This is a genomic window from Lentzea sp. NPDC005914, assembly GCF_040629405.1.
GTDB lineage: Bacteria > Actinomycetota > Actinomycetes > Mycobacteriales > Pseudonocardiaceae > Lentzea.
In genome coordinates, this window is sequence record NZ_JBEXVQ010000015.1 from 163255 (window position 1) to 187928 (window position 24674).

The 24674-nt window shown below is 70.3% G+C and carries 23 protein-coding genes; 12 read left to right on the forward strand and 11 right to left on the reverse strand.

Annotated features, from left to right (window positions below; translation table 11 throughout):
- Genes ABZ345_RS22550 through ABZ345_RS22565 form a run of 4 tightly spaced genes read left to right on the forward strand, consistent with a single transcriptional unit; the run spans position 1 to position 4035 of the window.
- Positions 1-876: an amidohydrolase family protein gene (locus tag ABZ345_RS22550; protein WP_359851872.1), complete on the forward strand. Its 876-nt coding sequence runs from the start codon at positions 1-3 to the stop codon at positions 874-876.
- Positions 873-1331, forward strand: coding sequence for a MaoC family dehydratase (locus ABZ345_RS22555; protein ID WP_359851875.1), 459 nt, complete (start codon positions 873-875; stop codon positions 1329-1331). The genes ABZ345_RS22550 and ABZ345_RS22555 overlap by 4 nt, the downstream gene beginning before the upstream one ends.
- Positions 1332-1343: 12 nt before the next feature.
- Positions 1344-2660, forward strand: coding sequence for an MFS transporter (locus ABZ345_RS22560; RefSeq protein ID WP_359851878.1), 1317 nt, complete (start codon positions 1344-1346; stop codon positions 2658-2660).
- Entirely contained in the window at positions 2599-4035 is a 1437-nt protein-coding gene (locus ABZ345_RS22565; RefSeq protein WP_359851881.1) for a long-chain fatty acid--CoA ligase, read from the forward strand. Before ABZ345_RS22560 ends, ABZ345_RS22565 begins: the two co-directional genes overlap by 62 nt.
- Here the strand turns inward: ABZ345_RS22565 and ABZ345_RS22570 are convergent.
- The 5 genes from ABZ345_RS22570 to ABZ345_RS22590 all read right to left on the reverse strand — a co-directional run bounded on the left by ABZ345_RS22570 (position 4004) and on the right by ABZ345_RS22590 (position 8877).
- Complete coding sequence (locus tag ABZ345_RS22570; protein ID WP_359851884.1) at positions 4004-4654, reverse strand: hypothetical protein; 651 nt, start codon at positions 4652-4654, stop codon at positions 4004-4006. The genes ABZ345_RS22565 and ABZ345_RS22570 overlap by 32 nt on opposite strands.
- A gap of 1 nt (position 4655) precedes the next feature.
- Positions 4656-5252, reverse strand: coding sequence for a TIGR03086 family metal-binding protein (locus ABZ345_RS22575; RefSeq protein ID WP_359851887.1), 597 nt, complete (start codon positions 5250-5252; stop codon positions 4656-4658).
- Between the two features lie 61 nt (positions 5253-5313).
- On the reverse strand, positions 5314-6135 hold the full coding sequence (locus ABZ345_RS22580; protein ID WP_359851890.1) for an HD domain-containing protein: 822 nt from the start codon (positions 6133-6135) through the stop codon (positions 5314-5316).
- Positions 6136-6200: 65 nt separating this feature from the next.
- Positions 6201-6749 carry an AAA family ATPase gene (locus ABZ345_RS22585; protein ID WP_359851893.1) on the reverse strand — a complete coding sequence of 183 codons (549 nt, stop codon included), beginning with the start codon at positions 6747-6749 and terminating at the stop codon, positions 6201-6203.
- A gap of 64 nt (positions 6750-6813) precedes the next feature.
- A complete protein-coding gene (locus ABZ345_RS22590; protein WP_359851896.1) occupies positions 6814-8877 on the reverse strand; it encodes a 2Fe-2S iron-sulfur cluster-binding protein in 2064 nt (687 codons plus the stop codon).
- A 67-nt stretch (positions 8878-8944) separates the two neighbouring features.
- Between ABZ345_RS22590 and ABZ345_RS22595 the strand changes: the two genes are divergently transcribed.
- A complete protein-coding gene (locus tag ABZ345_RS22595) occupies positions 8945-9559 on the forward strand; it encodes a TetR/AcrR family transcriptional regulator (protein ID WP_359851899.1) in 615 nt (204 codons plus the stop codon).
- Here the strand turns inward: ABZ345_RS22595 and ABZ345_RS22600 are convergent.
- Genes ABZ345_RS22600 through ABZ345_RS22610 form a run of 3 tightly spaced genes read right to left on the reverse strand, consistent with a single transcriptional unit; the run spans position 9544 to position 14334 of the window.
- A complete protein-coding gene (locus tag ABZ345_RS22600) occupies positions 9544-11439 on the reverse strand; it encodes a hypothetical protein (RefSeq protein WP_359851902.1) in 1896 nt (631 codons plus the stop codon). The two genes, ABZ345_RS22595 and ABZ345_RS22600, sit on opposite strands and share 16 nt — an antisense overlap.
- A gap of 40 nt (positions 11440-11479) precedes the next feature.
- Positions 11480-13774, reverse strand: coding sequence for a VIT domain-containing protein (locus ABZ345_RS22605; protein ID WP_359851905.1), 2295 nt, complete (start codon positions 13772-13774; stop codon positions 11480-11482).
- Positions 13771-14334, reverse strand: a complete 564-nt coding sequence (locus ABZ345_RS22610; RefSeq protein ID WP_359851908.1) for a MerR family transcriptional regulator — start codon at positions 14332-14334, stop codon at positions 13771-13773. Before ABZ345_RS22610 ends, ABZ345_RS22605 begins: the two co-directional genes overlap by 4 nt.
- A gap of 111 nt (positions 14335-14445) precedes the next feature.
- On the opposite strand from ABZ345_RS22610, the gene ABZ345_RS22615 reads away from it, so the two are divergent.
- The 5 genes from ABZ345_RS22615 to ABZ345_RS22635 all read left to right on the forward strand — a co-directional run bounded on the left by ABZ345_RS22615 (position 14446) and on the right by ABZ345_RS22635 (position 19655).
- Positions 14446-15663, forward strand: coding sequence for a lysyl oxidase family protein (locus tag ABZ345_RS22615; RefSeq protein WP_359851911.1), 1218 nt, complete (start codon positions 14446-14448; stop codon positions 15661-15663).
- A 161-nt stretch (positions 15664-15824) separates the two neighbouring features.
- Positions 15825-16712, forward strand: a complete 888-nt coding sequence (locus tag ABZ345_RS22620; RefSeq protein ID WP_359851914.1) for an Asp23/Gls24 family envelope stress response protein — start codon at positions 15825-15827, stop codon at positions 16710-16712.
- 221 nt (positions 16713-16933) lie between these two features.
- Entirely contained in the window at positions 16934-17938 is a 1005-nt protein-coding gene (locus ABZ345_RS22625) for a hypothetical protein (RefSeq protein WP_359851917.1), read from the forward strand.
- Positions 17935-18447 carry a GNAT family N-acetyltransferase gene (locus ABZ345_RS22630; RefSeq protein WP_359851920.1) on the forward strand — a complete coding sequence of 171 codons (513 nt, stop codon included), beginning with the start codon at positions 17935-17937 and terminating at the stop codon, positions 18445-18447. Before ABZ345_RS22625 ends, ABZ345_RS22630 begins: the two co-directional genes overlap by 4 nt.
- An 83-nt stretch (positions 18448-18530) precedes the next feature.
- Positions 18531-19655 (forward strand): BMP family ABC transporter substrate-binding protein, encoded by a 1125-nt coding sequence (locus ABZ345_RS22635; RefSeq protein ID WP_359852061.1) that lies wholly within the window; start codon positions 18531-18533, stop codon positions 19653-19655.
- Between the two features lie 5 nt (positions 19656-19660).
- On the opposite strand, the gene ABZ345_RS22640 is transcribed toward ABZ345_RS22635, so the two are convergent.
- Genes ABZ345_RS22640 through ABZ345_RS22650 form a run of 3 tightly spaced genes read right to left on the reverse strand, consistent with a single transcriptional unit; the run spans position 19661 to position 22183 of the window.
- Positions 19661-20386 carry a maleylpyruvate isomerase family mycothiol-dependent enzyme gene (locus tag ABZ345_RS22640; protein ID WP_359851923.1) on the reverse strand — a complete coding sequence of 242 codons (726 nt, stop codon included), beginning with the start codon at positions 20384-20386 and terminating at the stop codon, positions 19661-19663.
- A 40-nt stretch (positions 20387-20426) separates the two neighbouring features.
- A complete protein-coding gene (locus ABZ345_RS22645) occupies positions 20427-21584 on the reverse strand; it encodes a nucleotide disphospho-sugar-binding domain-containing protein (protein ID WP_359851926.1) in 1158 nt (385 codons plus the stop codon).
- A 5-nt stretch (positions 21585-21589) separates the two neighbouring features.
- On the reverse strand, positions 21590-22183 hold the full coding sequence (locus ABZ345_RS22650; RefSeq protein WP_359851929.1) for a GNAT family N-acetyltransferase: 594 nt from the start codon (positions 22181-22183) through the stop codon (positions 21590-21592).
- Between the two features lie 50 nt (positions 22184-22233).
- Here ABZ345_RS22650 and ABZ345_RS22655 point away from each other — a divergent pair, with 50 nt between their 5' ends.
- Entirely contained in the window at positions 22234-23673 is a 1440-nt protein-coding gene (locus ABZ345_RS22655; protein WP_359851932.1) for a hypothetical protein, read from the forward strand.
- Entirely contained in the window at positions 23670-24659 is a 990-nt protein-coding gene (locus ABZ345_RS22660) for a hypothetical protein (protein WP_359851935.1), read from the forward strand. Before ABZ345_RS22655 ends, ABZ345_RS22660 begins: the two co-directional genes overlap by 4 nt.
- Positions 24660-24674: the final 15 nt, after the last annotated feature.

Sequence of the window (24674 nt, forward strand, 5' to 3'; positions counted from 1 at the left end):
ATGAACGTCGATGATCTCGTCGCCATCGACGTGCACACGCACGCGGAGATCTCGGGCGACGGCCACAGCTCGCTCAGCCCGGCGCTGATCGAGGCGTCCGCGAAGTACTTCAAGGCCAAGCACCGGCAGCCCACGATCGCCGAGACCGCGCAGATCTACCGCGAGCGGACCATGGCCGCGGTGATCTTCACGGTCGACGCCGAGCACGCCACCGGCCACCCGCGCATCTCCAACGAGGAGATCGCCGCGTCCTGCGCCGAGCACGCCGACGTGCTGATCCCGTTCGCGAGCATCGACCCGTGGAAGGGCAAGGCCGCGGTCCGGGAAGCCCGCAGGCTCGTCGAGGAACACGGCGTGCGCGGGTTCAAGTTCCACCCGAGCCTGCAGGACTTCTCGCCGGACGACCGGATGGCTTACCCGTTGTACGAGGCGATCGAGGAGCTCGGCGTGCCCGCACTGTTCCACAGTGGACAGACCGGGATCGGCGCGGGCGTCCCCGGCGGCGGGGGCATCCGGCTCAAGCACTCCAACCCGATGCTCGTCGACGACGTCGCGGTCGACTTCCCGCACCTCAAGATCGTGCTCGCGCACCCGTCGTTCCCGTGGCAGGACGAGGCACTCGCCGTGGCCACGCACAAGCCGTTCGTCTACATCGACCTGTCCGGCTGGTCGCCGAAGTACTTCCCACCACAGCTCGTGCGCTACGCCAACACCCTGTTGCAGGACAAGGTCCTCTTCGGCTCGGACCACCCGGTGATCACGCCGGACCGCTGGCTCGCCGACTTCGCGAAGCTCGACATCTCCGACGAGGTCCGCCCCAAGATCCTCAAGCACAACGCCGCCCGCCTGCTGGGCCTCGTCAAGGAGGACTCATGACCACCACCGTCGAAGGGCTCGAGGAGCTCAAGGCGCTCCAGGGCCACGACCTCGGCTATTCCGACTGGCTCCAGATCGAGCAGGGCCGCGTCGACACGTTCGCCGACGCCACCGACGACCACCAGTGGATCCACACCGACCCGGAACGCGCCGCGGCCGGGCCGTTCGGCGGCACGATCGCGCACGGCTACCTCACGCTGGCGCTGCTGATCCCGCTGATGACCGAACTGCTCGACGTCACGGGCGTGCGGATGAGCATCAACTACGGGCTGGACAAGGTCCGGTTCCCCGCGCCCGTGCCGGTCGGCTCCAAGATCCGGCTCAAGGGCCAGGTCGCGTCCGTCGACGAGGTCGCGGGCGACGGCGTGCAGATCACCATCGACTTCACCGTCGAGATCGAGGGCTCCGCCAAGCCCGCGTGCGTCGCGCGCGGGGTCTACCGCCACTACGCCTGAGATGAGAGTGCCATGGCGACAACAACGCAGTTACGCCGTGCGGTCGCGTCCAGCTTCCTCGGAAGCGTGATCGAGTACTACGACTTCCTCCTCTACGCCACCGCTTCGGCGGTGGTGTTCAACAAGGTCTTCTTCTCCTCGCTGGACCCGCTGGTCGGCACGATCGCGAGCTTCGGCACGTTCGCCACCGGCTACCTCGCCCGCCCGCTCGGCGGTGTCCTCTTCGGACACTTCGGCGACCTGCTGGGACGCAAGAAGATGCTCGTGCTCACCATGAGCCTGATGGGCGTGGCGAGCTTTCTGATCGGCCTGCTGCCCACGTACGGCCAGGTCGGCTGGCTCGCTCCGGCTGGGCTCGTCCTGCTGCGCGTCGTGCAGGGCATCTCGGTCGGCGGCGAGTGGGGCGGCTCGGTCCTGATGTCCGCCGAGCACGCCACCTCACGACGGGGTCTGTGGGCGAGCTTCACCAACGCGGGCGCGCCGTGCGGCATGGTGCTGTCGACCGCCGCGCTCACCGGCACCGCCGCGCTGGTCGGCGAGAAGGCGTTCCTCGACTGGGGCTGGCGGGTGCCGTTCCTGCTCAGCCTGGTGCTGCTCGGCATCGGCCTGTTCGTGCGCATGAAGGTCGAGGAGACGCCGGTGTTCCAGGCCGAGCGGAAGCGCACCTCGGCTCCGCTCGTGGACGTCCTGCGCAACCACCCGCGCACGCTGCTGCTCAGCGTCGGCGTCGGGCTCGCGGCGTTCGTCGCGCAGTCCACGCTGACGACGTTCGTGCTCGCGTACGGCGTTCAGGCCGGCAACAGCAGGCAGGCCATTCTCAACGCCCTGACGCTGTCGTCGGCGCTCGCGATCATCGGCATCATCGGCTGGTCGGCGGCGTCGGACCGGTTCGGGCGCAGGCCGGTGGTCCTCGCCGGCGCGGTGCTCATGGCGGCGTTCGCGTTCGTGCTGTTCCCGTTGGTGGACAACGGTTACGTGGTCGTCGCACTCGTGCTCGGCCAGGCCGTGATCCACCCGATGATGTACGGGCCGCTCGCCGCGCTCTACAGCGAGCTGTTCAGCACCGGCAGCCGCTACACCGGCGCCTCGCTCGGCTACCAGCTCGCGGGTCTGGGCGCGGGCCTTGCCCCGTTGCTGTTCGCCCAGGTCCAGAAGACGGCCGGTACCGGCGCCATCCCGGTCATCCTCGCCGCGTTCTGCGTGCTCACGGTCGTCTGCACGGTCGCGTTGCGCGAGACCAGCCACACCAGCCTGACAGGAGACAGGAATGCGGAACGCGGGACTGGGCAGCTGGCCACACCGCCGCGCGCGCATGGCGCCGAAGCGTGAGGCGTTCACCTACAACGGAGTCTCCACGACCTACGGCGAACTCGCGGTCCGCACTACGAAGCTGGCGCACCAGCTGCAGGAACTCGGTGTCCGCCAGGGTGATCGTGTCGCGTACCTCGGCCCGAACCACCCTTCGTTCGCCGAGACGATGTTCGCCGCCCACCAGCTGGGCGCGGTCTTCGTCCCGCTGAACTTCCGCCTCTCCCCCGCCGAGATCACCTACCAGCTGGCCGACTGCGGCGCGCGCGTGCTGATCCACGCGCCGTCGCACCAGGCGGAGCACGAGCGGGCCGTCTCGCTCTCCGGCTACGAGGACTGGCTCGCGGGCGGCTCGGAGGAACCGCTCGACGTGCCGGTCGGCATCGACGAGCCCGCGCTGATCCTCTACACCTCCGGCACCACGGGCAGGCCGAAGGGCGCGGTGCTCAGCCACGCCAACCTGCTGTGGAACACGTTCAACCTGATGATCGGCGTCGACGTCGCCACCGACGACGTCGCGCTGGTCGCGGCCCCGCTCTTCCACGTCGCCGCGCTCACCCAGACGCTGTTGCCCACGTTCATCAAGGGCGGGCACAGCGTGATCGTCCCGCGCTGGGACGTCGACGAGTGCCTCGACGTGCTCCAGGGCTATGGCGTGACCTGGATGTTCGGCGTGTCCACGATGTACGCCGACCTGGCCGCGTCACCGCGCTGGGCCACCGCGGACCTGTCGTCACTGCGGGTGCTGCTGTGCGGCGGGGCGTCGGTGCCCGATGCGGTGATCCACGCCTACCAGGAACGGGACCTGGTGTTCTGCCAGGGCTACGGCCTCACCGAGACCGCGCCCGGTGCCTCGTTCCTGGAAGCGGCGGACAGCGTGCGCAAGGCGGGGTCGGCCGGGACGCCGGTGTTCTTCGGCGACCTGCGGCTGAGCGAGCTGGGCGAGATCGAGGTGCAGGGCCCCAACGTCACGCCTGGCTACTGGAACGACCCGGTCGCCACCGCGGCGGCGTTCACCGAGGACGGCTGGTTCCGCACCGGCGACATCGGACGGCTCGACGACGGTCACCTGTACGTCGTCGACCGGCTCAAGGACATGTTCATCTCCGGCGGCGAGAACGTGTACCCGGCCGAGGTCGAGAACGCGATCACCTCGCATCCGGACGTGGCCGAGGTCGCGGTCGTCGGCGTGCCCGACGCGCGGTGGGGCGAGGTCGGGCGGGCGTTCGTGCGGCCGCGGTCCGGTGCCGTCGTCGACGTGGCCGGGCTGCGGGAGTTCCTGTTGTCGCGGCTGGCGAAGTACAAGATCCCCGTGCACGTCGAGCTGGTGGCCGAGCTGCCGCGCACGGGGTCGGGCAAGGTCCTCAAGCCGGCGCTGCGCCGACTGCCCCTGTGACGATCTCGGTGTCCGCGTCGTGGCGGAGCGCGGTCGTGCCCGCCACGACGACGGTCGCCTTGCGCCACGGCTGTTCGCGGAGCAGGAACGGCACTTCCTCGGCCAGCCAGGCCGCGACGTGCCGTTGCTGCTCGGCCGAGTCGCCGTCGCGCGCCACCCGCCGGCGTTCCTGCTCGTCCAGGTCACCCTGCACCCAGATCGAGGCGTCGATCCACGCGGCGAGCTCCTCGCGGATGATCCCGGTGCCCTCGACCCACACGACGTCCGCTCCGGCCGGGACGCGGATCGCGCCGGACCTGCCGTGCTCCGCCCAGGCCGGTGGCCGGAACTCCACCGCCTCGCCGCGGTGCAGTGGCTGAAGGACGTTCTCGGCCAGGAGCGCTCCCCAGTCGAAGAACGCCTGGTTCCAGGCGATGTCGTCGGTGTGCACGACCGCGGACGCCGGGACGACCTTGGTCAGCCGGTCGACGAGGGTGGACTTCCCGGCGCCGCCGCGTCCGTCGACCGCGACCACCAGCGGACGGCCGGTCACTTGAGGTGCCGTCAGTCGCCTGACGACATCGGACAGCTTCTCGACCCGCCAGCCCGTGGCCTCGACCTCACCGTCGTGCAGTCGCATGTCAGGACCTCGGCCACTCCGGCGAGCGCCCCAGAGCGGTGAGGATCCGGTGCAACGGGTCGGCGTCCTCACCAGCGGCCAGTGCGGGCGCGAACGCCGCGCCGGGCTCCAGTCTGCCGTCCCCGTCCGGCACCGCGAGCGCGATCCGCAGCGCCGTCGCGGCCACGTCCGGTGGCAGCTGGTAGTCGAGCCCGAGCGAGCGCGCCACGTCCCAGCCGTGCACCACGTAGTCGATCAGGTGGAAGCCGATCGCCATGGCCGCCGGAAAGCGTGACACCGGCTGGAACTCCGGCAGTTCGAACACCCGGTCCGGCACTCCCGGCTCCGCGAACGCGGTGAGCACGTCCTCGGCCGCGTCGGCGTAGTCGGCGACCCGGTCGAACGGCTGGACCTGCCAGGTCGCGAGATCGGATCCCCGGCCTCGTGCGGCGGCGGCGAAACCGCGGTGCTGGACGGTCATGTGGGCGAGCAGGTCGCCGAGCGTCCACTCGGCACACGGCGTCGGCCTGCCCAGATCATCGGCCTGGACCTTGGACACGATGGTGACGCTGTCCTGCACCACCGCGCGATGGCGAGCCAGCAGCTCGTTGAAGGGCATTGGCCCACGATATGCCTGGGGATTCCTGCGCTCACAACGAAATTCATTGCGGTGGGAGCGCTCACCACCGGCTGCTCGACCCCGCAGTCGCACGGCTGTAGGTCCGGCGCAGCAGCCGGTGAATGCGGCGCACCGACGCCAGCCGGTCGTCGATGTTGATCGCGCGAGCCTTGACCACCGGATCCTCGGGACCACGCCGGTCGCGGATCTCGCCGATCCGTTCCTCGACCGTCGTCGGGTGGCCGTCGGGGCTGGTCGTCATGTCGGCGTACCAGAGCGCGTCCCGCAGCCTGCCGCGTTCGTCGTCGAACTCCGCGAGCTGGCCCGCCAGGCCGGTCAGCTCGGCCACCGCCGACGCTCCGGAGTGGTGCGCGACCAGGCCGCACACGCGTTCGGAGATACCGGCTCGCTGCAGGAACCGCGCTCCGTCGAGGGAGTGCAGGCCCGTGTCGGCGAGCTCGGCGGCGTACCCGATGTCGTGCACCCACGCCGCCGCGACCAGCACGTCCCGCTGCTCGACCGGCAGCACGCGCGCCACCTGCGCCGCCCGGCGGGCCACCCCGGAGGTGTGCGCCCAGCGGCGGGGCAGCTCGGCGGCGAGCAGCCTGCGGGCGGTGTTCCTGGCCCAGTCCGGAAGCCACGTTCCGGACATCTCGGGCTCGACGGAGGCGAAGTTCCGCACCGAGGCCCGCACCTCGCGTTCCACCAGCAACGGCACGAAGTCCTGCACCGGCGCGTCGCAGAACCGGGCGCTGGCGCGTGCGATCCACTCGTGCACCAGGCTCGGGGGCACCTCGTCGTGCTCCCGGACGAGCCGGGACGCCAACCGCCTGATCCGAGCGTCTGCCTGCCGCGGCACCGCGACCGGTGTGGTCGTCAGCACGTCATCCACCTTCCGCCACATCCGTCACGCCACGGTAGACCGCCGTCCTCCCGGCAGGCCACACCTCACACACCCGAAATGAGATAGCCGCGATCTCCGTCCGCGAGAAGGCGCCTGACCTCGGCGGCGGTCTGCTCCGCATCGAGGCCGCCGGTGTCGATCGCGTGGCTTTCGAGTTCTCCCAGCTGCGCGAACGCGCCGTGCAGGCCGGTGATGGCGGTGACGTCCTTCAGCTCACCGACGCGTTCTCTCGCGCGGGCCAGCGTGACGTCGAGACTCGGCCTGAGGACCACGTAGGACATCGTCAGCCCGTCCTGCTTCGCGAGCGCGCGGAACGGCGGCAGGAACCACGGCCCGACGATGCCGTCCACCACCACGTCGTAACCGCCGCGCGCGAACGTGGCGACGGTCCCGACGATCGCCTCGATCACCACCTCGTTCTGCCTGTGTGCCTCGGGCAGGAAGGGCAGGACGAACCCGGCGCGGATCGAGCGGTAGAAGAGGTCGGTCGTCAGGTGCACGGTCGGGACGTCCGCGGTGGTGGCGAGCAGGCCGGCCACCGTCGTCTTCCCCGCGGCGGGCGGGCCGGTCAGGATGATCACTTCGCCGTTCATGCTCGTGGAAGTTAGTCACGCGACCACGCCAGAAACAGTCTTGTTCTTCCGCCGGGCTCGGACGTCAGGGCACCGCGACGGTGACGTCGGTGAGCGGCGAACTGGTGCACGCGAGGATCTGACCATCGGCTTTCTGGTCCGCGGTCAGGCAGTTCGGCTCCTTCGGGGCGACCTCGCCGGAGAGCAGCTTCACCACGCACTCTCCGCAGCTGCCGACCGTGCACGAGTAGGGCATGGGCAGACCGGCCGCGAGTCCGGCGTCGAGCAGCGTCTGGCCAGGCTCGGCCACCGCCGCACCGAGGGGCTCGACGATCATTCGCTGCGGTGTGGCGGACCCGGACGGCGTCTCCGGGCCGCTGATGTACCGCTCGAGGTGCACGTGGTCCGCCGGGACGCCGAGCTCGTCCAGTGCCTGCCGGGCGATGTCCATCAGCGGTTCCGGGCCGCAGAGGTAGAAGCGCGCGCCGGGTGACTGCGTGATCCACTGCCGGACGCGCGTGACGTCGAGCCGTCCGTCACGGGAGGTCAGCACGTGCGTGACGGAGAGCCGGTCGGGGTGCTGGTCCGCCAGCCGGGCCAGTTCGGCGGCGAAGATGACGTCCTGTTCGGTCCGGTTGCTGCACAGCAGGGCGATCCGGCCTCCCGGTTCGGCCAGCAGGGTGCGGATCATGCTCATCATCGGCGTCACGCCGCTGCCCGCAGCGATCAGCACCGCGTCCTGACCGGGTTCGAGGTGGAACGAGCCTGACGGACCGCGCACGAAGAGCTTGTCCCCGACGGCGAGACCGCGGTGGACGTGTGCGGAGAACAGGCCGCCGTCGATGTGTTTGACGGTGACCTCCAACCGGTGTGAGCCCGGCGCCGACGAGGCCGAGTAGGGCCTGCGCACCTCACGGCCGTCGATGTCGGTCACCAGCGTGAAGAACTGGCCCGGCCGGAACGCGAACGGCTCGCCGTCCTCCAGCACCAGCGTGACGGCATCGCGTGTCTCCCTGCGCACCTCGGCCACGCGCACCTCGCGCAACGGATGCTCGGACGTGGCGCGCTGGGAGGTGCTCAGCGCGGCGACCTCGTAACCCTCCTTGCGCAGATCCGAGCGGTAGACCACGTTGATCACCGCCCTGAGCCAGCGGACCGGCACCAGCCGCGCGAGCGCGAGCATGAGGCGAGAACCCCGGCTCGCCGTGTTCGTGGCGATGTGCCGGCTGCCCAGAGCCATCAGGTCGGGCACCTCGGCGCGGTCGACGTGGGCGTCCGGGGTCCACAACCGGGCTCGCGTCACCGCGTCGCTCGTGGTCAGCTCGGCGGCCTCGACGTCGACGAGCAGTGCGGCGTGCGGCGGTATACCTCGCTGCGTCAACGGTTCCAGCAGCTCGGGATCCACGGTGATCGTTCCCCTGCCTCGGACGTGGAGCACGCCGGTGCGTCCCGGCACGAGCGCGGCGAACGCCAGCCGGTCGTCCGCCAGGAGGTTGTGGAGCGTGTCGGCGCGCTTGTTGCCCTTCCGGTCCGCGATCACGAGCGTGCGGCCGTCCAGGATCCGCGCGACCGCCCGCTCCTCGCCGCGCGGGCTGGTGTCGCTGCCGCCCGAGGAGTCCCATGTGGACAGTACCAGGAACGGCGCGGCGGCGAGGAAGTCCGCGACACCGGGCGCGGCGAGCGGACCGTCGCCGACCTCGGCACCAGGTTCGGCCACGACGGGTGGCTGCCACAACCCGGACCGCAGGACGGCCTGGGCGCAGTGCACGTACACCTGCTCGATGTCGACGACGACCTCGCCGTCCCGGTAGCCGGCGGCAGAACCGTTGACCCGCAACGTTTCCCCCACTCCTGGCAGGAGGAAGACCAGCGACAACGGCCCGTCGGCGGGTTCGTCGAGCGCGAAGGAGATCCCGGTCGGCGAGAGCACCCGCGCGAAACCGGGCCTGCCACCGGCGAACGTCGCCCTGCTCGACCCTGCCGCGTCCCGGTAGCCGAAGCCCGCGATCGGGCTGGCGGCGAGCACGGCCACGCACCCGTCGTCGAGCTCGCCCACCTGTTTCGCCGCGATCATCGGCGCCGGACGTCCGACGAGGGCCTCGACCTCGTCGGCGGTGGTCAGACTGCGGGTGGCGTTTACGCTGGTCATGACACTATTGTGAGCTTTTGCTCAGCTCTTGGGTACTCGCTTTTGGAGACCCCCGAGGAGGACGATCATGCCGTCGGCCGGCAGTCATCTCGACCCACGTCGCAAGCCTCGGCAGGTCCGCGCGGAGCTCACCCGCGACCGCATCCTGACCGCGGCTGCTCACGTTTTCACCGAGCACGGGTACGCGGCGGGCACCACCAACCGCATCGCCGAACGCGCCCGCGTGTCGATCGGCTCGCTGTACCAGTACTTCCCGAACAAGGACTCGATCCTCGCCGAACTGGTGGTGCGGCACATCGACCGCGGCACCTGGCCTCCGGCCGGGCCGCTCGACCTGGCACCGGGAACGCTGGAGGCGACGGTGCGGACGCTGGTCCGCGACGCGGTCGACAACCACAGCGACGACCCCAGGCTGCTGCGGATCATGATCGAGGAGGGTCAGTTCTCGCAGGAGCTCCGCGACACGGTCGCCCGGCACGCCGAGATGCGCGTCGCCCAGGTCCGCGACCTGTTCGCACAGCATCCCGACGTCCACGTCCGGGACATCGGCGCCGCGGCCGAACTCGTCGTCTTCACCGTGGAGGTGAACGTCCACCGGCTCATGGCCTTCCCGCAGGGCATCTCGGTCGAGACGGTCGAGAACGAGCTCGTGGACATGGTGACCCGCTACTTGCGCGGCTGACTCGGGTCCACGCCTTGGAGCCGCAGGTAGGCGAGCAGCGGCTGGGAGTGGCTGTGCAGGTTGGCGACCGGGTACGCCTGCATCGCGACGCCGAGGTCGGGCAGGGCCCATGTTTCGCCGGGACGGTCGGATTCTGGTGCCAGGTAGCAGTCGGGGCCGGACAGCGTGCCGGTCCAGATGCCGGGGTAGGCGGTGGTGTGGGCGTGCAGGGTCATGCGCCGCCACTCGTCCCACGCGAGGTCCGGGTCGTAGCGGGAGGCGGCCCAGACCAGCGTCATGTTGACGGAGAACCACACCTGGCTGGGCGTGCTGACGGGCCACCGGTGGCGCGCGCCCAGGGGCGAACCCACACGGCAGGTTTCGTCGATCTTGCGGACCAACGCGCGCGCCTGGTCAGGTGTGGCCGCACCGCAGAGGATCGCCCACGGCTGCACTTCCAGCCACAGGTCGTGATCACCGATCGGACCGCCGCCGGGAGCGTGCGCGCGGCGGAACCAACGGCCGTTCCACTCGTTCGCGACTCTCTCGCGGAGATCGTCCGCCCGCTCGCGTGCTTCTTCTGCCGTGGCGCGATCTCCGAGCCGTTCGGCGAGGTCCGCGTAGACCGGGAGCACCCAGGCGGCCATCGCCGAGTTGAGGACCGACTCGCCGCGGTCGATCATCAGCTCGCGGTCCACCCCGGACTCGGTGATGGCGAGGTCGTTCCAGTCGGCGTTGAGGATGCGGACGTGCCCGTGCTCCCCCACGCCCACCACGTCGGCGAAGAACCTGAACTGGCGGCGCAGGTTCTCGGCCAGCGGGACCGGGTCGGCGTCGTGGCACGGGTGGTACGGCACCGGTTCGCCGAACGCGGCCAGATCGCCGGTCGCGGCGGCGTACTCGGCAGCCAGCCAGAGGGCCCAGAGGTTCTGGTCGGAGGGGCGGAACAGCTGGGTCCACGGCTGTTTGCGGCCGTCGAGCGCGTACGGGAGGTCGCCGTCCGGGCTGCCCCAGGCACACGTGTTGCGCAGCACCGACAGCGCGAGGTCCGGTTCGAGGTGCACCAGCGGGAGCGCGTGCTGCAGCGGATCCCTTGCGGCGCCGTTGAAACCGTGCCGGAACGAATAAGCCGAGCCCTGGTTCAGGGTGTGGCCGCCGAGCACGCCGTCCACACACGCGCCGCCCGTGAGCAGAGCCGCGTGCCACGGGATCTCGGGGGCCGCATCGAGTGGCAGGCGTTTCCGAAGTCCGGCGAGGCTGTCGGTGTACACCGTCGCGGGATCGACCGGCCCGTCGAGGAGTCCGAACCGGAACCACACGGTCGTCCGCTCGCCCGGTGCCAACTCCACCGGCACCGAGACCGACAACAGGCCGGCGGTGGCCTCCACGCGCTCGCCGCCGAACGCCTCGAGCCCCACCACGGATGCGTCCGGCGGGGCCTCATCGCGTGAAGGTCCGAACTCGAGGTCCACCAGACGTTGCTGGACCTGCCATTCCTCGGTCAACGTCTGTCGCAGCCCGACCGAGCCGCTGTTGACCACGTCGATCTTGATCAGCAGCCACGGTACCTCACCCTCCGGGCACAGCACCGTGCGCTCGACATCGCCTGCTGCGACCCGGAAGAAGGTTGGGCCGAACAGCTTCACCGGCGCGGTGTCCGTGGAGAGCGCACCGAACCGGGCGACGCCGGTCCGCTCGGCCAGCCACCGGCATCCGAGGTGCTCGTCCCACACGCTGACGAGCCCGTCGCTGCCGGCCGCCAGGGTGATCCGGCGGTTGCCGACGTGCACCACGTGCCGGGTCGAAGGCGGGTCGATCACCGGATCCCAGGGCTGAGGGCCCGCCCGGTACTCGAACGTGGGCAGGCCCTCGGCTGTCGTCCACTCCCCGAACACGCTCACCCGCAGCAGCGTTCCGTCACTGCCCGCGGGTGAGCAAGGTTCAGCGCCAGAACGACCGGCGCCGCTCCTTCGCCACGGGCTGAGTGGCGAACTCCCGCAGCACCTTCGCGGCCCGCTCCCACAGCAGGTCCACGTCGCCGCCCGCGGTCAGCTCGGTGACCAGGCGCCGCAGCGGTTCGTACGCCGGCCCCTGCTTTCCGGCGATGAGCGTGCCGAGCCTGCTGGCGAGGTCGGCGAGCAGGTCGCGGCGTTCCCAGGCGGGCAGTGCCGCGTCCTTGTCCAGGCGCCGCACCTCCGTCGCGGCGATCTCGCGCAGTTGCGCCGGGTCGTCCGGCACGGGTGCGGGAGCGGGCGCGGGCATCATCTTCGGCATCGCGGGCCGGGAAGCGAGCATCCGTCCCCTGGCCGCCTGGGGAGCGGCGGGCGGCGGTGCGGCGAAGCTCATCGCGCCACCGGGTGCCCCGCCGTAACCCCCTGCCTGCATCGGGAACTGCGGAGCCGGCATCTGCCATCCCGCGGGCTGCTCGACCGGCTGCACCACTCGGTGGACCGTGCCGTCGGACACGACTTTCTCGTCCACCGCCACGAACGCGGTGAAGCGGCACAGCACGCCGAAACGCAGCGAGGTCCGCACGATCTCCGGCTCCACGGCCCGGTCACCGGTCGCGTACCGATCTTCGAGGTCACGCAGTGCGGCACGAGCCCACTGCGCGCGGACCGCGGACTCCGTGTGCCGCTGCACGGCGACCGTCTCGTGCCACTCCGCGCCGTCACGCGTCCGGCCGCGCACGATGAAGGTGTCAGGAACCTCGGTGTACCGGCCGAAAACGACCAGCGGCACGCCCGGATAGATCGCCGAGGGCGGCTTCGGCAGTGACGACTCCGGCGACACCACCACATCGGTGATGATCGGCGCGCCGATGCGGCGCTGGATGTGCGTCATCGCCTCGTCCAGGCGGTCCTCGCTCTCGACGAGCTCGCACCGGCCCGCGCCCGCCGCGGCGAGCCTGCCGAGGAAGCCCGCGTTCACGGCCGTGTCGATGCCGACCGCGTGCACCCGAGTCCGGTTGATCACCGGGGCGATGTCGCGCAGGAGCTGGTCCTCGTTGCCGACCTGCCCGTCCGTCACGAGGACCAGCACGGGGTCGCGCTCCTCGCTCGCGTCGGCCAGCAGGGTCAGGCCCTCCCGCAACGGTTCGAACATCTCGGTGCCGCCACGTGCCTGCACGGCCGCGAGGTGTTCGACGGCGCGGAACCGGTGGCGGTCGGTGGCCGCGACGAGTCCCGTCCCCAGGTCCGGCCGTTCCACGCGGTCGTCGAAGGTGAGCACGGCGAACGTGTCGTCCGCGGTCAGCGTGTCGACGATGCGGGCCGCGGCTCGCCTGGCCGCGACCATCTTCCAGCCCGACATGCTGCCGGACCGGTCGAGCAGCAGTACGACGTCACGAGGCCGGACCGGGGTCTCGAGGCCCGGCGGCAGCACCGTGAGCTGGTAGGTGCCCTCGTCGGAGTCCGCGTCGGGCACGCACACGGCCGCGGAACTGTTGCCCGCATATGCCAGGCGCAGCACGAAGTCGCGGTCCAGACGCTCCCCCGGCACGACCGTCACCGTGTTGCCCTCGCTCACCACGGTGTGCAGGCTCGACCGCACCTCGCCGAGCTCGAGCCCGGCCGGGTCGATCTCCACACCGATCGACAGCCGCACCGGGTTCGGGAAGCCCGGCAGCAACACCGGCGGCGTGATGCGAGAAGCGTCCGGGACGACGTCGGTGTCGAACGCGTACCCGTCGCCGACGGACGGACCCGGCAGCGGCGTGCCCGGCACGTACCGGGGCGCCACCACGAGCGGGAACCGGAACGTGCCCGCGCCGTCCTCGAACACCAGCGGCCCGACCAGGCTCAGCTCGACGGTGACCCGTTCGCCCGCCGGGATGTTGCCGACCCGCATGGTGAAGACGTCAGGCCGTTCCTCCTCGACGATCGACGCCTGTCTTCCCGCGGCTATCGCGTCGTCGTAGGTCTGGCGCGCCTGAGCACGTTCCTGCAGTTCGGCTTCGACGGTGCGGTCGCCGGCGGTCATCTTCATGCCGGTGACGGCGGCGCGGTCCGGCAGCGGGAACACGTAGGTGGCTTCGAGAGCGGTGTCGTAGGTGTTCACGAAGCCGGTCGTCAGCACGACGCGGCCGACCAGACCGGTGATCGTCGCCCGCACGTCGAGGCGCTCCAGCGGCAGGTTGCCTCGTTCGGTGCGCAGCGCGCCGACGCCCGCGTCCTCGCGCACCAGGCCGATCCGGTCCAGCTCCGCGGACTTCATCGGGGCGACGGAGAAGGTCATGACGATTCCCTTTCGTTGAGCAGACCACGGGCGGCGAGCAGGTCGAGCAGGGGCTGGGCGGCGGCGGCGATGTCCGCGAGGTCGGCTGCCGTCGGTGTACCCGGCACGAGGACGACGGCACCTCCTCCGAGCGCTACACCGTTCAGCGCAGCCGCCGGTGCTGGAGACGTTGTGGCCGGTGCGGCAACGGGTTCGGCCCAGAACCGCGGGCGAACGGCCTCCGGCGGCGGTTCTTCGGCGGACTCCAGCAGGCCGTCGGGCACGCGGGCGATGGCCGCGAGCGTCGTGTCGGTGGCGCCCGCCAGTTCGGCTTGGATCTCGGCCAGCGCTCTCCCCTGCGACTGAAGTCTCTTGACCGCCACCAGCTGAAGCAGGTGGCGCTTCTCGTACAACGCCGTGCGGCCGCGCATCGCGGACGGCCGGTCGACCAGACCCGTCGTCGCGTACCAGCGCACGGCCCGCCGGTCGGGCACATCGCGCACACGACCGTTGGGCGCGCCCGAGTACTCCGCCGTCAACGCGGCGGAGACACGTTCCAGCAACTCGTCGAGCGTCCACACCCCTCGATAGTGACACTGCAATCGTGACAGTGTCAACGTTGCAGTCGGGAGTAGCGTCAACAGTCGCTGAGCGTGACCAAACCTGCACTGAGGGGGCATGGAATGAGAGGCTTGGCAATACTGGCAACGCTTTTACTCGTCTTCACCCCGGCCGCCGCTGCTTCGGCACCGACCGTCGACTCCCACCGCCCGGTCTTCTGGAAGGGCGAGGTCCGCAAGTCCGACCCGCGGCTGCGCGACGTGCCCGAGTGCCGGACGAACGGCTGCGACCGCGCGTTCGTCGGTGTCCGACTGCCCGCCGGCCTGCGCGCGAAACCCGGTGGCGTCGAGCTGGCGATCCGGGCGGTCGGCGCCACACCCGACGACAGTCTCGGGTTCGCCGTCTACCAGGGCTCGCGCCGAGCCGCGCTGGCCGACGCGCAGATCGGCCCGGCGCGGTCGGTGTGGCTGCCGAAGACCACCGCGCACTACACCGTCTACGTCTTCTACAACCCGTTCGTGCCTGAGCTGGGGTCCGACGTCGTCCGGTACGAAGGCTTGCTGGAGAACGAGAACTCGCCCCGACCGTCCTCGCGCGAACTACTGCCGGATCTGGAGGCGCTCCCCCAGCGGTACGCGACGTTCGAGACGCCGCCGCCGTTCTTCGACGACGCCGCGGCGCCGGGCTCGTCGTGCTTCCGCAGCGAGGTGGAGGAGCAGAAGGCCCGCACGTGCCTGCGCTTCGGCCAGGCGATGGCGAACGTCGGCGAGGGCCCGGTCGACGTGCGCTACCAGACCCCTGCCGGGCAGCGCCCGCCGGAAGTGCCCGGCTCGCAACGCATCTACCGCGCCGACGGGACGTTCCGCGACGTGCCGTCGGTCGGCGTGATGCATTACCACCCGATCCACAGCCACTACCACTTCGAGGACTTCTCGGTCTCGACGCTGGAGAACGCCTCCGGCGCCGTGGTCGCCACCGGGAAGAAGAACGGCTTCTGCATGGCCGACACCGAGATGCCCTGGTGGGCGCGCAAGGGCAACGCGCCGCAGAGCTACCCGGCGCCGCGCTGCCTCGACCGCGAACCGACCTCACCGCCGGGTGTCGACGCGTTCAAGAACGGCATCTCGCGCGGGTGGGCCGACGAGTACTGGTGGGCGCTGCCGGACCAGATGATCGAGGTCAGTTCGTTGCAGGACGGCACTTACACGCTCGTCACGCGCGTCGACCCGACCGACAAGATCCGCGAGACCGCCGAGCGGAACAACTGCGTCCGGATCCCGATCACGCTGTCCGGGCTGGCCACCGGCGCGCCCAAAGCGGCCCTCGGAAGCACGCATACACCCTGCTGACAGATCGTGGGGTCGCGGTCACGTCACGAGCTGAACATTGTTGGGACACAGGGAAATCTCGAAGCGGGGCCGGTGATCTGGGTCACCGGCCCCGGTCCTATTCTGGCGCTGCGTCACTCGCTCCCTCCCCTGCATCCTTCGCTCGCGAGACGGGAAAACCCATGACCGAGATCATCAGCAACTTCTTCGGCCGCCCCAAGAACGACATCGCTGACTCCCGCGAGGACATCCCGGCGCCCGCCGCCGAGGTCGACACCACCCCGGCCGACGAGGTCACCACCGACGAGGCCGCCACCGACGAAACCGTTGCCGCCGAAGCGATCGAGGCCGAGGCCACCGAGCCCGAGACCGCTGAGCTCGAGTCCGACGAGCCCGCTGACGAGTCCTCCGAGGAGAACTCCGACGAGGCCGGCGAGGACGAGGAGACCGAAGACGACGAGCCGGTTGCGGCCGACGACGAAGCTGCCGACGAGGACGAGACCGAGGACCAGCCGGCGGACGAGGACGAGACCGAGGTCGTCGCCGAGGACGCCTCACACGAGTCTGACGAGACCGAGGAGTCCGACGAGCCCGTTGCGGCCGAAGACGTTGCCTCTGAAGAGGATGAGGCCGGCGAGACCGAGGAAGAGGACGAGGAGTCCGAGCCCGTCGCCGAGGTCGTGCCCCTCATCGTTGCCGAGCCCGCTGTCGTGGCCGAGCCCGTCGCGGAGGCCGAGCCCGCCGCCGAGGAGACCACGGCACCGGCCCGCGCCGCCGCCAGTGCTCGCGGCAACGTCTCGGTCGACAACAGCGTCATCGCCAAGGTCGTGACCATCGTGGCCGCCAAGATCGACGGCGTGTACAGCCTCGACGCCGACGGCATCTCCGTCGAGGTCGACGGCGACGTCGCCACGATCAAGGTCTCCCTGGTCATCGAGTTCGGGCACGCCGTCAAGGCGCTGGCCGAGCAGGTCCGCACCGACGTGATCGAGTCCGTCGAGCAGTTCCTGAACTTCGACGTCGCCGCGGTGGACGTGCACGTCAGCGACATCCACCTGCCCACCGCTTGAGCACACAGCGCCTGACCTAACATCGCGCGGGGCCGTGGCACGGGCGTGCCGCGGCCCGCAGGTCTCTGTCTCCCAACGGTTTCCTCGCGTACGGCGACCGTCCCTGCGGCGTGCGCGAAAACCCGACGCTGTGCCGTCCCGGGCAGCCGGTAGGGTGCCGCGGGTCGAGCGAATTACACAGTGGAGATTCGCGCGATCACCCCGAGGGACGGAGAGGACGAGTGCGCACCGAAGAGGTCGGCCGCGAAGCCGAGTTAGGCCGGCTCAAGACCATGAAAGAGCAGATCCTGTACGCGCTGGAGCACATGCCGCGCGGGAGCTCGGTGGAGGACGTGCGCCGCTGGCTGAGCAAGCAGGGTCAGCAGAAGGTGCCCAGCAGGGCTTACGCCACGCCGATCGTGAACGAGTGGCGCGCCCGCAATGGCGTGACCGACACGGCCGGCCACGTGCTGCTGACACCGGAGCTGATCGCGAAGCTGGACGAGGCCGACATCGCCGTCAAGGCGGCGGCCGAACCCGTGCAGCCCGCCGTTCCCGCGCAGCCGCCTGCCGAGCCGGCCAAACCCGCTGGCGCCAAGGGTTTCTACGCGGTCGCGCTCATGAGCATCGGTGTCAGCGTGGACACGTCCTGGCGGTTCTTCGAGCAGCGCCTGGGCATCACCGACGTCGCCGAGCGGGTCGTCCTGTTCTCCGTCATGGAGGCCGCGCTCATCGCGTGCGGCTGGGCCATGCGCGGTGGTGTGCGCCGTGACGGCCGTCCCGGTCCGGCGCGCCTGGTCGCGTGGGGGCTGACCGCGTTCGCCGCGTTCGCCGCCTTCAGCCTGTCCGGCCCGGTCGCGGGTACCGCGCGGGTGCTGCTGGGACCGGTGCTGGGCCTGGTGATGCTGCACCTCGCGCTGGGCATCGAGATCCGCGCTTCGCGTCAGCGCACGACGACGTGGGCGCGCGTGGGCCGTGAGGTGCGGGAGCGCCTGCTGTCGTTGCTGGGCCTGGGTGACGACCACCGCGACGCGCTGGCACGCACTCGCGACCGGGCGGCGTTGCGGGCCGCGAAACTGGCGCTGGCCGGCCGGTGGACGCCGTTGCGGACCTCGCGTCTGCGCAAGGCCCTGCACGCGTCGCACGTCGCGCACGACCCCGCGCAGAAGGACAAGATGTTGCGCGAACTGGGTGTGCTCCAGCACGCGCAACAGCTCGCCGAGACCACGCAGCCCTCGCCGTGGTGACGTTCACCGACGATCTGGCGCTCGCGGAGGAGATCGCGGAGCTGGTCAACCGGGTGTACGCCGAGGCCGAGGCGGGGCTCTGGGTCGACGGCGCCGCCCGGACCTCCTCGGACGAGGTCGCTGACCTCATCCGAGCCGGTCAGATAGCGGTGGTCCGCTCGGACGAGCGGGTCGTCGGCGCGGTTCGCGTGCAGCGGCTGGACGACGGCCTCGGCGAGTTCGGGATGCTGGTCGCCGCGCCGGAGCAGCGGGGCACCGGCGTCGGCAGGGACCTCGTGTCCTTCGCCGAGCGCTGGGCTCGTGAGAGCGGTCTCCCCGGCATGCAGCTGGAGCTGCTCGTGCCGCGGACCTGGGCTCATCCGGTCAAGGAGTTCCTGCGTGGCTGGTACACGCGCATCGGCTACGAGGTCGTGCGCACGGGCGACTTCGACGCGGACTACCCGGCGCTGGTGCCGCACCTCGCGTGCCCGTGCGACTTCCTGATCTTCCGCAAAGATCTTTCCCAATAGTTGAACGCTCGACCAGTTTTGGCGCAGCGCGAGGTACCGTCCGCGAAAGCCCTACCGGATGGAGAAGAGCCGTGCGCCGTCGTATGCGTGGCACCGCAGTTGCCGCGATCGCGCTGACCCTGGTCGCGAGTGCCTGTGCGAAGGACTCCGGTGGTGGCACCGGTTCGACCACTGCCTCTGGCGCGGCCTGTGAGTTCGCGACGCCGCCGAGTGCTCCCGCCGCCACCAGCACCAGCGCCGCGGCCGGGGAGAAGATCGACGGCAGCGCGCTGAAGATCGGCCTGGCCTACGACATCGGCGGCCGCGGTGACGCGTCGTTCAACGACCTGGCCGCCGCCGGGTTCGACCAGGCGACCAAGGACCTGGGCGTGAAGAAGGAGAACACCCGCGAGCTCTCCGCCGCCCCGAACGAGGACGAGGCGGCCAAGCAGACCCGCCTGCGCCAGCTCGCGTCCGAGGGCTTCAACCCGATCGTCGGCGTCGGTTTCGCCTACACCGAGTCGCTGAAGGTCGTCGCGCCGGAGTTCCCGAACGTCAAGTTCGGCCTGGTCGACTCGGCCGTCGACGGCGCCGCGAACGTCACGCCGCTGGTCTTCGCCGAGCAGGAGGGCTCCTTCCTGGCGGGCGTCGTCGCCGCGTACCAGAGCAAGAAGTGCCACGTGGGCTTCGTCGGCGGCGTGGACATCCCGCTGATCCAGAAGTTCGAGGCCGGCTACAACCAGGGCGCCCGGACCGCGGCCCCGAAGATCCAGATCGACAAGAAGTACATCACCCCGGCCGGTGACTTCACGGGCTTCCAGGACCCGCCCAAGGGCCAGGAGGCCACGAAAGGCCTGATCGACAAGGGCGCCGACGTCGTCTACCACGCCGCGGGCGCGTCCGGCATCGGCATGTTCGCCGCGGTGAAGCAGGCGGGCGTGCTGGCGATCGGCTGCGACGCCGACCAGTACAACCAGCCGTCGCTCGCGGCCAACAAGGACGTCATCGTCGCGTCGAGCCTCAAGCGCGTCGACGTCGCGGTGTACGACTTCTACCGCGCCGCCGCGAAGAACGACCTCGCGTCGCTGCCGAAGGTCTTCGACCTCAAGGTGAACGGAGTCGGGTACGCGGCGCCGGGCGGCAAGGTGGACGCGAAACTGCAGGGGATTCTCGAGGGCTACAAGGCGCAGATCATCGAAGGCAAGATCAAGGTGTCCGACAAGCCGTAAGGCTTTCAGAGGAAGACGCGGGCGACGTCGAGCCACGTGTCCGCGTCGTCGCCCACCGCCGTCAAGCCGGTCTCCGCGCGAGACCGGCGGTGGGTGACGCGAAGGCAGAAGTCCTCGGCACTCCCCCGGATCCGCTGCGCCGCGTCCGACGGCCCCCACGCCCAGGCTTCCCCGTCCGGGCCGGTCAGCTCGACGCGAAAAGGCTCCTGCGGGATGGGCAGTTCAGCGGCGTAGAACGACAGCGTCCGGCCGGTCACGCCCAGAAACGCCACGTGCTGCAGCCGTGCCGTCGGGTTCCGCTTCACGCCCAGCGCGTCGAACACGTCCTGTCCGTGCGCCCACGTCTCCATCAGCCGCAACGGAGCCATGAGCTGGGCGGTCACCTCCGCACCGAACCACGGAAACCCCTGCTCCTGCCGGATCTCCCGGAGCGCGGCCACCACCTCGGCGCGACCGGAGCGCCACTGCTCCAGCAGCACATCCCTTGGTGTGGCAGCGCCTTCCGCGGCCACGAGGTCGGAGTCCTTCGGCACGGTGCCGAACGCGTCCGGCGTCCGGATGGCGGCGACCACGTTGGCATCCGCCGCGGCGAGGTGAGCGATCTGGTGGGCGATCGTCCAGCCCGCCGCCGGCGTCGCCGTCGTCCAGTCGTGCTCGGCCACCAGGGCGTCGAGCTCGTCCCCCTCCGCCACCAGGGCGTCCAGCACCAGCCTGCTGTCCACTTCGGACATTTCAAGACCGTAGTTCAGCATGATCCACGCCTACCACAGCTCAGGCGACACCCGCGGTGACAGCGGCCCGGCACACCTCGACCGGATCACGGACACCCTCCACCGACGCCGCCCGAGCCGCCGCGGCCGCGAACCGGGGATCCCCGAGCACGCAGGTCACCGCGTCCCGCAACGAGTCCACAGTGCAGGGCCGGACGATCACACCGCTCCCCTGCCGGGCCACCCGGTTCGCCATCTCCCACTGGTCACCGCCACCTGGCACCACCACGACGGGAACCCCGGCCAGCAGCGCCTTGACCAGCATGCCGTGCCCGCCACCGCAGACCAGCACCGACGACTCGCGCAGCAACGAGTCCTGCCGCCCCGGCCCCGACCGCGCCCACGACGGCAGGTCGCCCGGTGGCGGCGCGAACGTCGACACGACGGCCCGCACACCCAGACCGCGCAGCGCCTCGAGAGCCAACGAGGCCATGCCGGTGGCGCCGGTCCACGCCGTCGACGGAGCGATCATCACCAGCGGAGCGTCGCCCGGCGGCGGCGTCATGAGTTCGTCGCTCGCCTCCCACAACAGCGGCCCGACGACGTGGGCGTTGCCAGGCCAGTCCGGACGCGGCACCTCCAACGCGGGCAGCGTCGCGATCAGCCGCACCGCCGGGCCTTCGCCGCGCGCACGAAGGCCGATCTGTTGCCGGACCAGAGCGCGTTGCCGGTCGCCCTGACGGATCGACCTGGCGGTCATCGCCCGCAACACCGCGTCGCGCAGCCTGCCCCGCATGCCGGTTCCAGGGGCCAGCCCGCTGCCCATCGGCGGCAGCCACCGCGACGGCTCGTACAACGGGTGGGGTGACAGCTGCGCCCACGGCACGCCGAGCAGTTCCGCGGCCATGCTCGCGCCCAGTGCGAGGACGTCGCACACCACGAGATCCGGTGACAGCGCGGCCAGTTGAGGGACCAGAGCCGACGCGAGAGTGCCGGCCTGCGAGTGCAACGCGGCACCGAGGTCCGCGCAGCCGTTCAGGTCCGCGAGCGACAGACCGGTGACCCGTGACGCGGTGATCCCCGAACGAGCGGCGGCCTCGACCCACCGGTCGCCGGTGAGAAGAGACGGTGTGTCGCCGGCCTCCAGGAACCGCAGGCACAGCGCGATCGCGGGCACCACGTGGCCCGGATCGCCTCCGGAGACGACGACTACCCGCACGCGGGTCAGTCAACCACCTTGGCGAAGTGGAACGCCGGAATGACGTAGCCGGAACCCAGGTAGAGCCGGTGGGCGTCGTGCCGGTGCGTGCCGGAGTCCAGGTGGACGCCCACGCAGCCGAGGCGGCGGGCCTCCTCGTCGACCCAGCGGAGCAACGCGCCGGCGTGACCCTGCTTGCGCGCGGTGGAGAGCGTGGTCAGGTCGTCGATGTACAGGTGCGATCCAGCGTAGAGGTTCGTGAGGGGCCGGAACCCCGCCACCGCGGCGACACGGCCGTCGGCGTCGAGAGAGGCCACGAGCCGATAGCCCTCCTTGCGCTGGATCCGCACGGCCGCGACGAAGGCGTCCGCGGACGTGAGGTGCGGGCGGAGCTCACGCATCGTGTCGAACGCCAGCGCGGTGCTCTCGTCGTCGAGTTCGGTGATGTTCACACCGACGATCGTCGACGACGAAGTGGCCTCTCGGTAGACCCATTTCGCGCCCGCATCAAAAGGCCACTTGCAGCGGACCGCGTCCACCGCGGTCGGCAAACGGGTGCGCGCCAACCCGGTGACGATGGCCGTGACGCCGTAACGACCATTGACGGTCGACCGGCTCATTCATACATTCGAGCGCACTTTGTATGAATGAGCCCGGGGAGTTGGTCCGCATGCGGCTCGGCAGGACCGCGGTCGTTCTTGGTGGCAGCGCGGCAGGTCTGTGCACGGCTGGGGCGTTGGCCCCGCACTTCGACGAAGTGGTGGTGCTCGAACGCGACGAGCTGCCGGTGCAGGCCGAGCACCGGCGCGGGGTGCCGCAGAGCAAGCACCCGCACTTCCTGCTGAACTCGGGGCGCCGCGCGATCGGGGCGTTGTTCCCCGGTTTCGAGGAGGCCCTGATCAACGCCGGCGGGCTGCACCTGATGCCGTCGATGGACGCCGCCTACCTCGACGGGGAGGGCTGGTCGGCGCGCAAGAAGGCCGCGATGACGATGATCTACAGCTCGCGCGTCCTCATCGAACGGGTGTTGCGCGACCAGGTGCACAAGCTGGGCAACGTCGTTGTGCGCGAAGGGGTTTCGGTCAGCGGTGTGAGCTGCCGCAGCGGCAGGGTCACCGGGGTGTCAGTCGGCGACGAGCACCTCGACGCCGACTTCGTGGTCGACGCGATGGGGCGAGGATCCGGAGTCGGCAGCTGGCTCGTCGCGGCGGGATGGCCGGAGCCGCAGGTGCGCACGCTCGACGCCAAGGTCACCTACACCTCGCGCTGGTACGAGCTGCCCGCCGAGCCGCCGGCCTCGTGGTGGTGGCGGCATCTGGTGATCATGCCGACGCTGCACAAGGGCGAACACCCGGCCGAGCACGAGTTCCTGGTCAACTTCTTCCCGATCGAGGGCAACCGGGCCATCGCGTGCATGGGCTCGTGGGGTCTCGAGATGCCGCGCACCACCGAGGCGTTCATCGGGTCGGCCCGGCGGGTGCGGACGCCGTTGTTCGCGCAGGCCATGGACAAGTGCACGCCGACCTCGGAGGTGCACCTGACGCGGTCTACGGGCAACAAGTGGCGGCGCTACGACCTGTGGAAGACGCCTCCGCGGCGGCTGGCGTTCGTCGGTGACTCGATCTGCGCGTTCAACCCGTTCTACGCTCAGGGCATCAGCTCGGCGGCGAGCTCCGCGTTGTTGCTGCGCGGGCATCTGGAAGGTGCCACCCAGGTCGACGGCGACTTCTCCGCGCGGTTCCTCGCGGCGCAACGGAAGTCGCTCAACGTGCCGTGGCGCCTGGCGATGGCCCGTGACCAGGGCTACGAGTGCGCGGAAGGCACCGAGAAACCGCCCGAGTGGCGGCGCAAGCTCGTCGCGGCGGTGTCGGGGCCGGCGTTCAGCTTCATCGTCGGTGCGGCACGGGAGTACGCGGTGGTCGACGAGCACTTCGCGAAGGTGTTCAACCTGGACGAGTCGCTGGGCGACATGATGACCAACCCTCGGGTGATAGCGGCACTTCTGCGCTACCGCGTCCGGACCGCGTTGGGGCGTCACCGGGTTCCGTTCGGGTTCGACCCGATGGCCGAGCCTCCGGCCAGGGACTACTCGACGGCGGCGGCGCGATGACCGAGTGCGGGCCGGACGCGGAAGCCGTCACCCGCGGACTCGGGTTCGACTGCCACGACGTCTCCCCCGTCGTCTCCGTGCGGGCGCCGTGGGATCTCGCGAACTGGACGATGCCGCTGCTCGAGGTCCTCGTGATCGCGGGAGCCGTGTTCGCCCTGGTGCACGCCGTCCGGCGACGGCGCGAGGGCGATCCGGTCAACCTCGCGCTGTGGTGGGCTTCGCTGGTCTACCTCTTCGTCATCGAGCCGCCGCTGTACTTCCCGGAGTGGTTCGGGCTCGACGAGATCTACGGCTTCATCTTCGCCCACAACCAGTTCACCATGCAGTTCATGTGGGACCGGCTGCCGCTGTACATCGTGGCGTTCTACCCGATGATCAGCCAGCTCGCCTACGAGGTCGTGCGGGTGCTCGGGATCTTCGCGCACCGCGGCGCGCTGGCCGGGTCGGTGGCCGTGGCGTTCGTCTGCCAGGTGTTCTACGAGGTGTTCGACCACATCGGACCGCAGCTCAAGTGGTGGGCCTGGAACCCGGCCAACGCCATGGTGAACCAGCCCATGATGGGGTTGGTGCCGATGAAGAGCGTGTTGCTGTTCGCTTCGGTGTCCCTGGCTGCCATGACCTATCTGGTCGTGCGGCTGCCAGGACGATGGCGGTGGGTCGCCGGGCTGCTGGCTCCGCTGTCGATGATGATCGCGGGCTTTCCCGCGAGCCTGTTCGGCGCCAACGTCACCGGCCAGGCCTGGGTGCTCGGTGCTGAGCTCGCCCTGATCTGGGTCGCGGGCGGATGGCTGGTCGTTACCGCGCAAGGACTTCCGGGAACATCGGCGTTCGCGCGGTACTACCCGGCGTGCTACCTGGGCGTGATGGCGGTGTTCTGGGTGACCACCTCCGGCGTTCCGATCGTCGGCCTCGTGTACGCGCTCGCGTGCTTCGCCGGGGCCGGGCTGGTGCTGGCGCGGCTCTACCGGACGCGCGTCCTGGTGTAAGGAAAGATGGTGCGC

What these genes read in the sequence shown, in the direction of transcription:
- ABZ345_RS22550 (WP_359851872.1), top strand. Translation starts at nt 1, where the DNA reads ATGAACGTCGATGATCTCGTCGCCATCGACGTGCACACGCACGCGGAG.
- ABZ345_RS22555 (WP_359851875.1), top strand. Translation starts at nt 873, where the DNA reads ATGACCACCACCGTCGAAGGGCTCGAGGAGCTCAAGGCGCTCCAGGGC.
- ABZ345_RS22560 (WP_359851878.1), top strand. Translation starts at nt 1,344, where the DNA reads ATGGCGACAACAACGCAGTTACGCCGTGCGGTCGCGTCCAGCTTCCTC.
- ABZ345_RS22565 (WP_359851881.1), top strand. Translation starts at nt 2,599, where the DNA reads ATGCGGAACGCGGGACTGGGCAGCTGGCCACACCGCCGCGCGCGCATG.
- ABZ345_RS22570 (WP_359851884.1), bottom strand. Translation starts at nt 4,654, where the DNA reads ATGCGACTGCACGACGGTGAGGTCGAGGCCACGGGCTGGCGGGTCGAG.
- ABZ345_RS22575 (WP_359851887.1), bottom strand. Translation starts at nt 5,252, where the DNA reads ATGCCCTTCAACGAGCTGCTGGCTCGCCATCGCGCGGTGGTGCAGGAC.
- ABZ345_RS22585 (WP_359851893.1), bottom strand. Translation starts at nt 6,749, where the DNA reads ATGAACGGCGAAGTGATCATCCTGACCGGCCCGCCCGCCGCGGGGAAG.
- ABZ345_RS22590 (WP_359851896.1), bottom strand. Translation starts at nt 8,877, where the DNA reads ATGACCAGCGTAAACGCCACCCGCAGTCTGACCACCGCCGACGAGGTC.
- ABZ345_RS22595 (WP_359851899.1), top strand. Translation starts at nt 8,945, where the DNA reads ATGCCGTCGGCCGGCAGTCATCTCGACCCACGTCGCAAGCCTCGGCAG.
- ABZ345_RS22605 (WP_359851905.1), bottom strand. Translation starts at nt 13,774, where the DNA reads ATGACCTTCTCCGTCGCCCCGATGAAGTCCGCGGAGCTGGACCGGATC.
- ABZ345_RS22620 (WP_359851914.1), top strand. Translation starts at nt 15,825, where the DNA reads ATGACCGAGATCATCAGCAACTTCTTCGGCCGCCCCAAGAACGACATC.
- ABZ345_RS22635 (WP_359852061.1), top strand. Translation starts at nt 18,531, where the DNA reads ATGCGTGGCACCGCAGTTGCCGCGATCGCGCTGACCCTGGTCGCGAGT.
- ABZ345_RS22640 (WP_359851923.1), bottom strand. Translation starts at nt 20,386, where the DNA reads ATGTCCGAAGTGGACAGCAGGCTGGTGCTGGACGCCCTGGTGGCGGAG.
- ABZ345_RS22650 (WP_359851929.1), bottom strand. Translation starts at nt 22,183, where the DNA reads ATGAGCCGGTCGACCGTCAATGGTCGTTACGGCGTCACGGCCATCGTC.
- ABZ345_RS22655 (WP_359851932.1), top strand. Translation starts at nt 22,234, where the DNA reads ATGCGGCTCGGCAGGACCGCGGTCGTTCTTGGTGGCAGCGCGGCAGGT.
- ABZ345_RS22660 (WP_359851935.1), top strand. Translation starts at nt 23,670, where the DNA reads ATGACCGAGTGCGGGCCGGACGCGGAAGCCGTCACCCGCGGACTCGGG.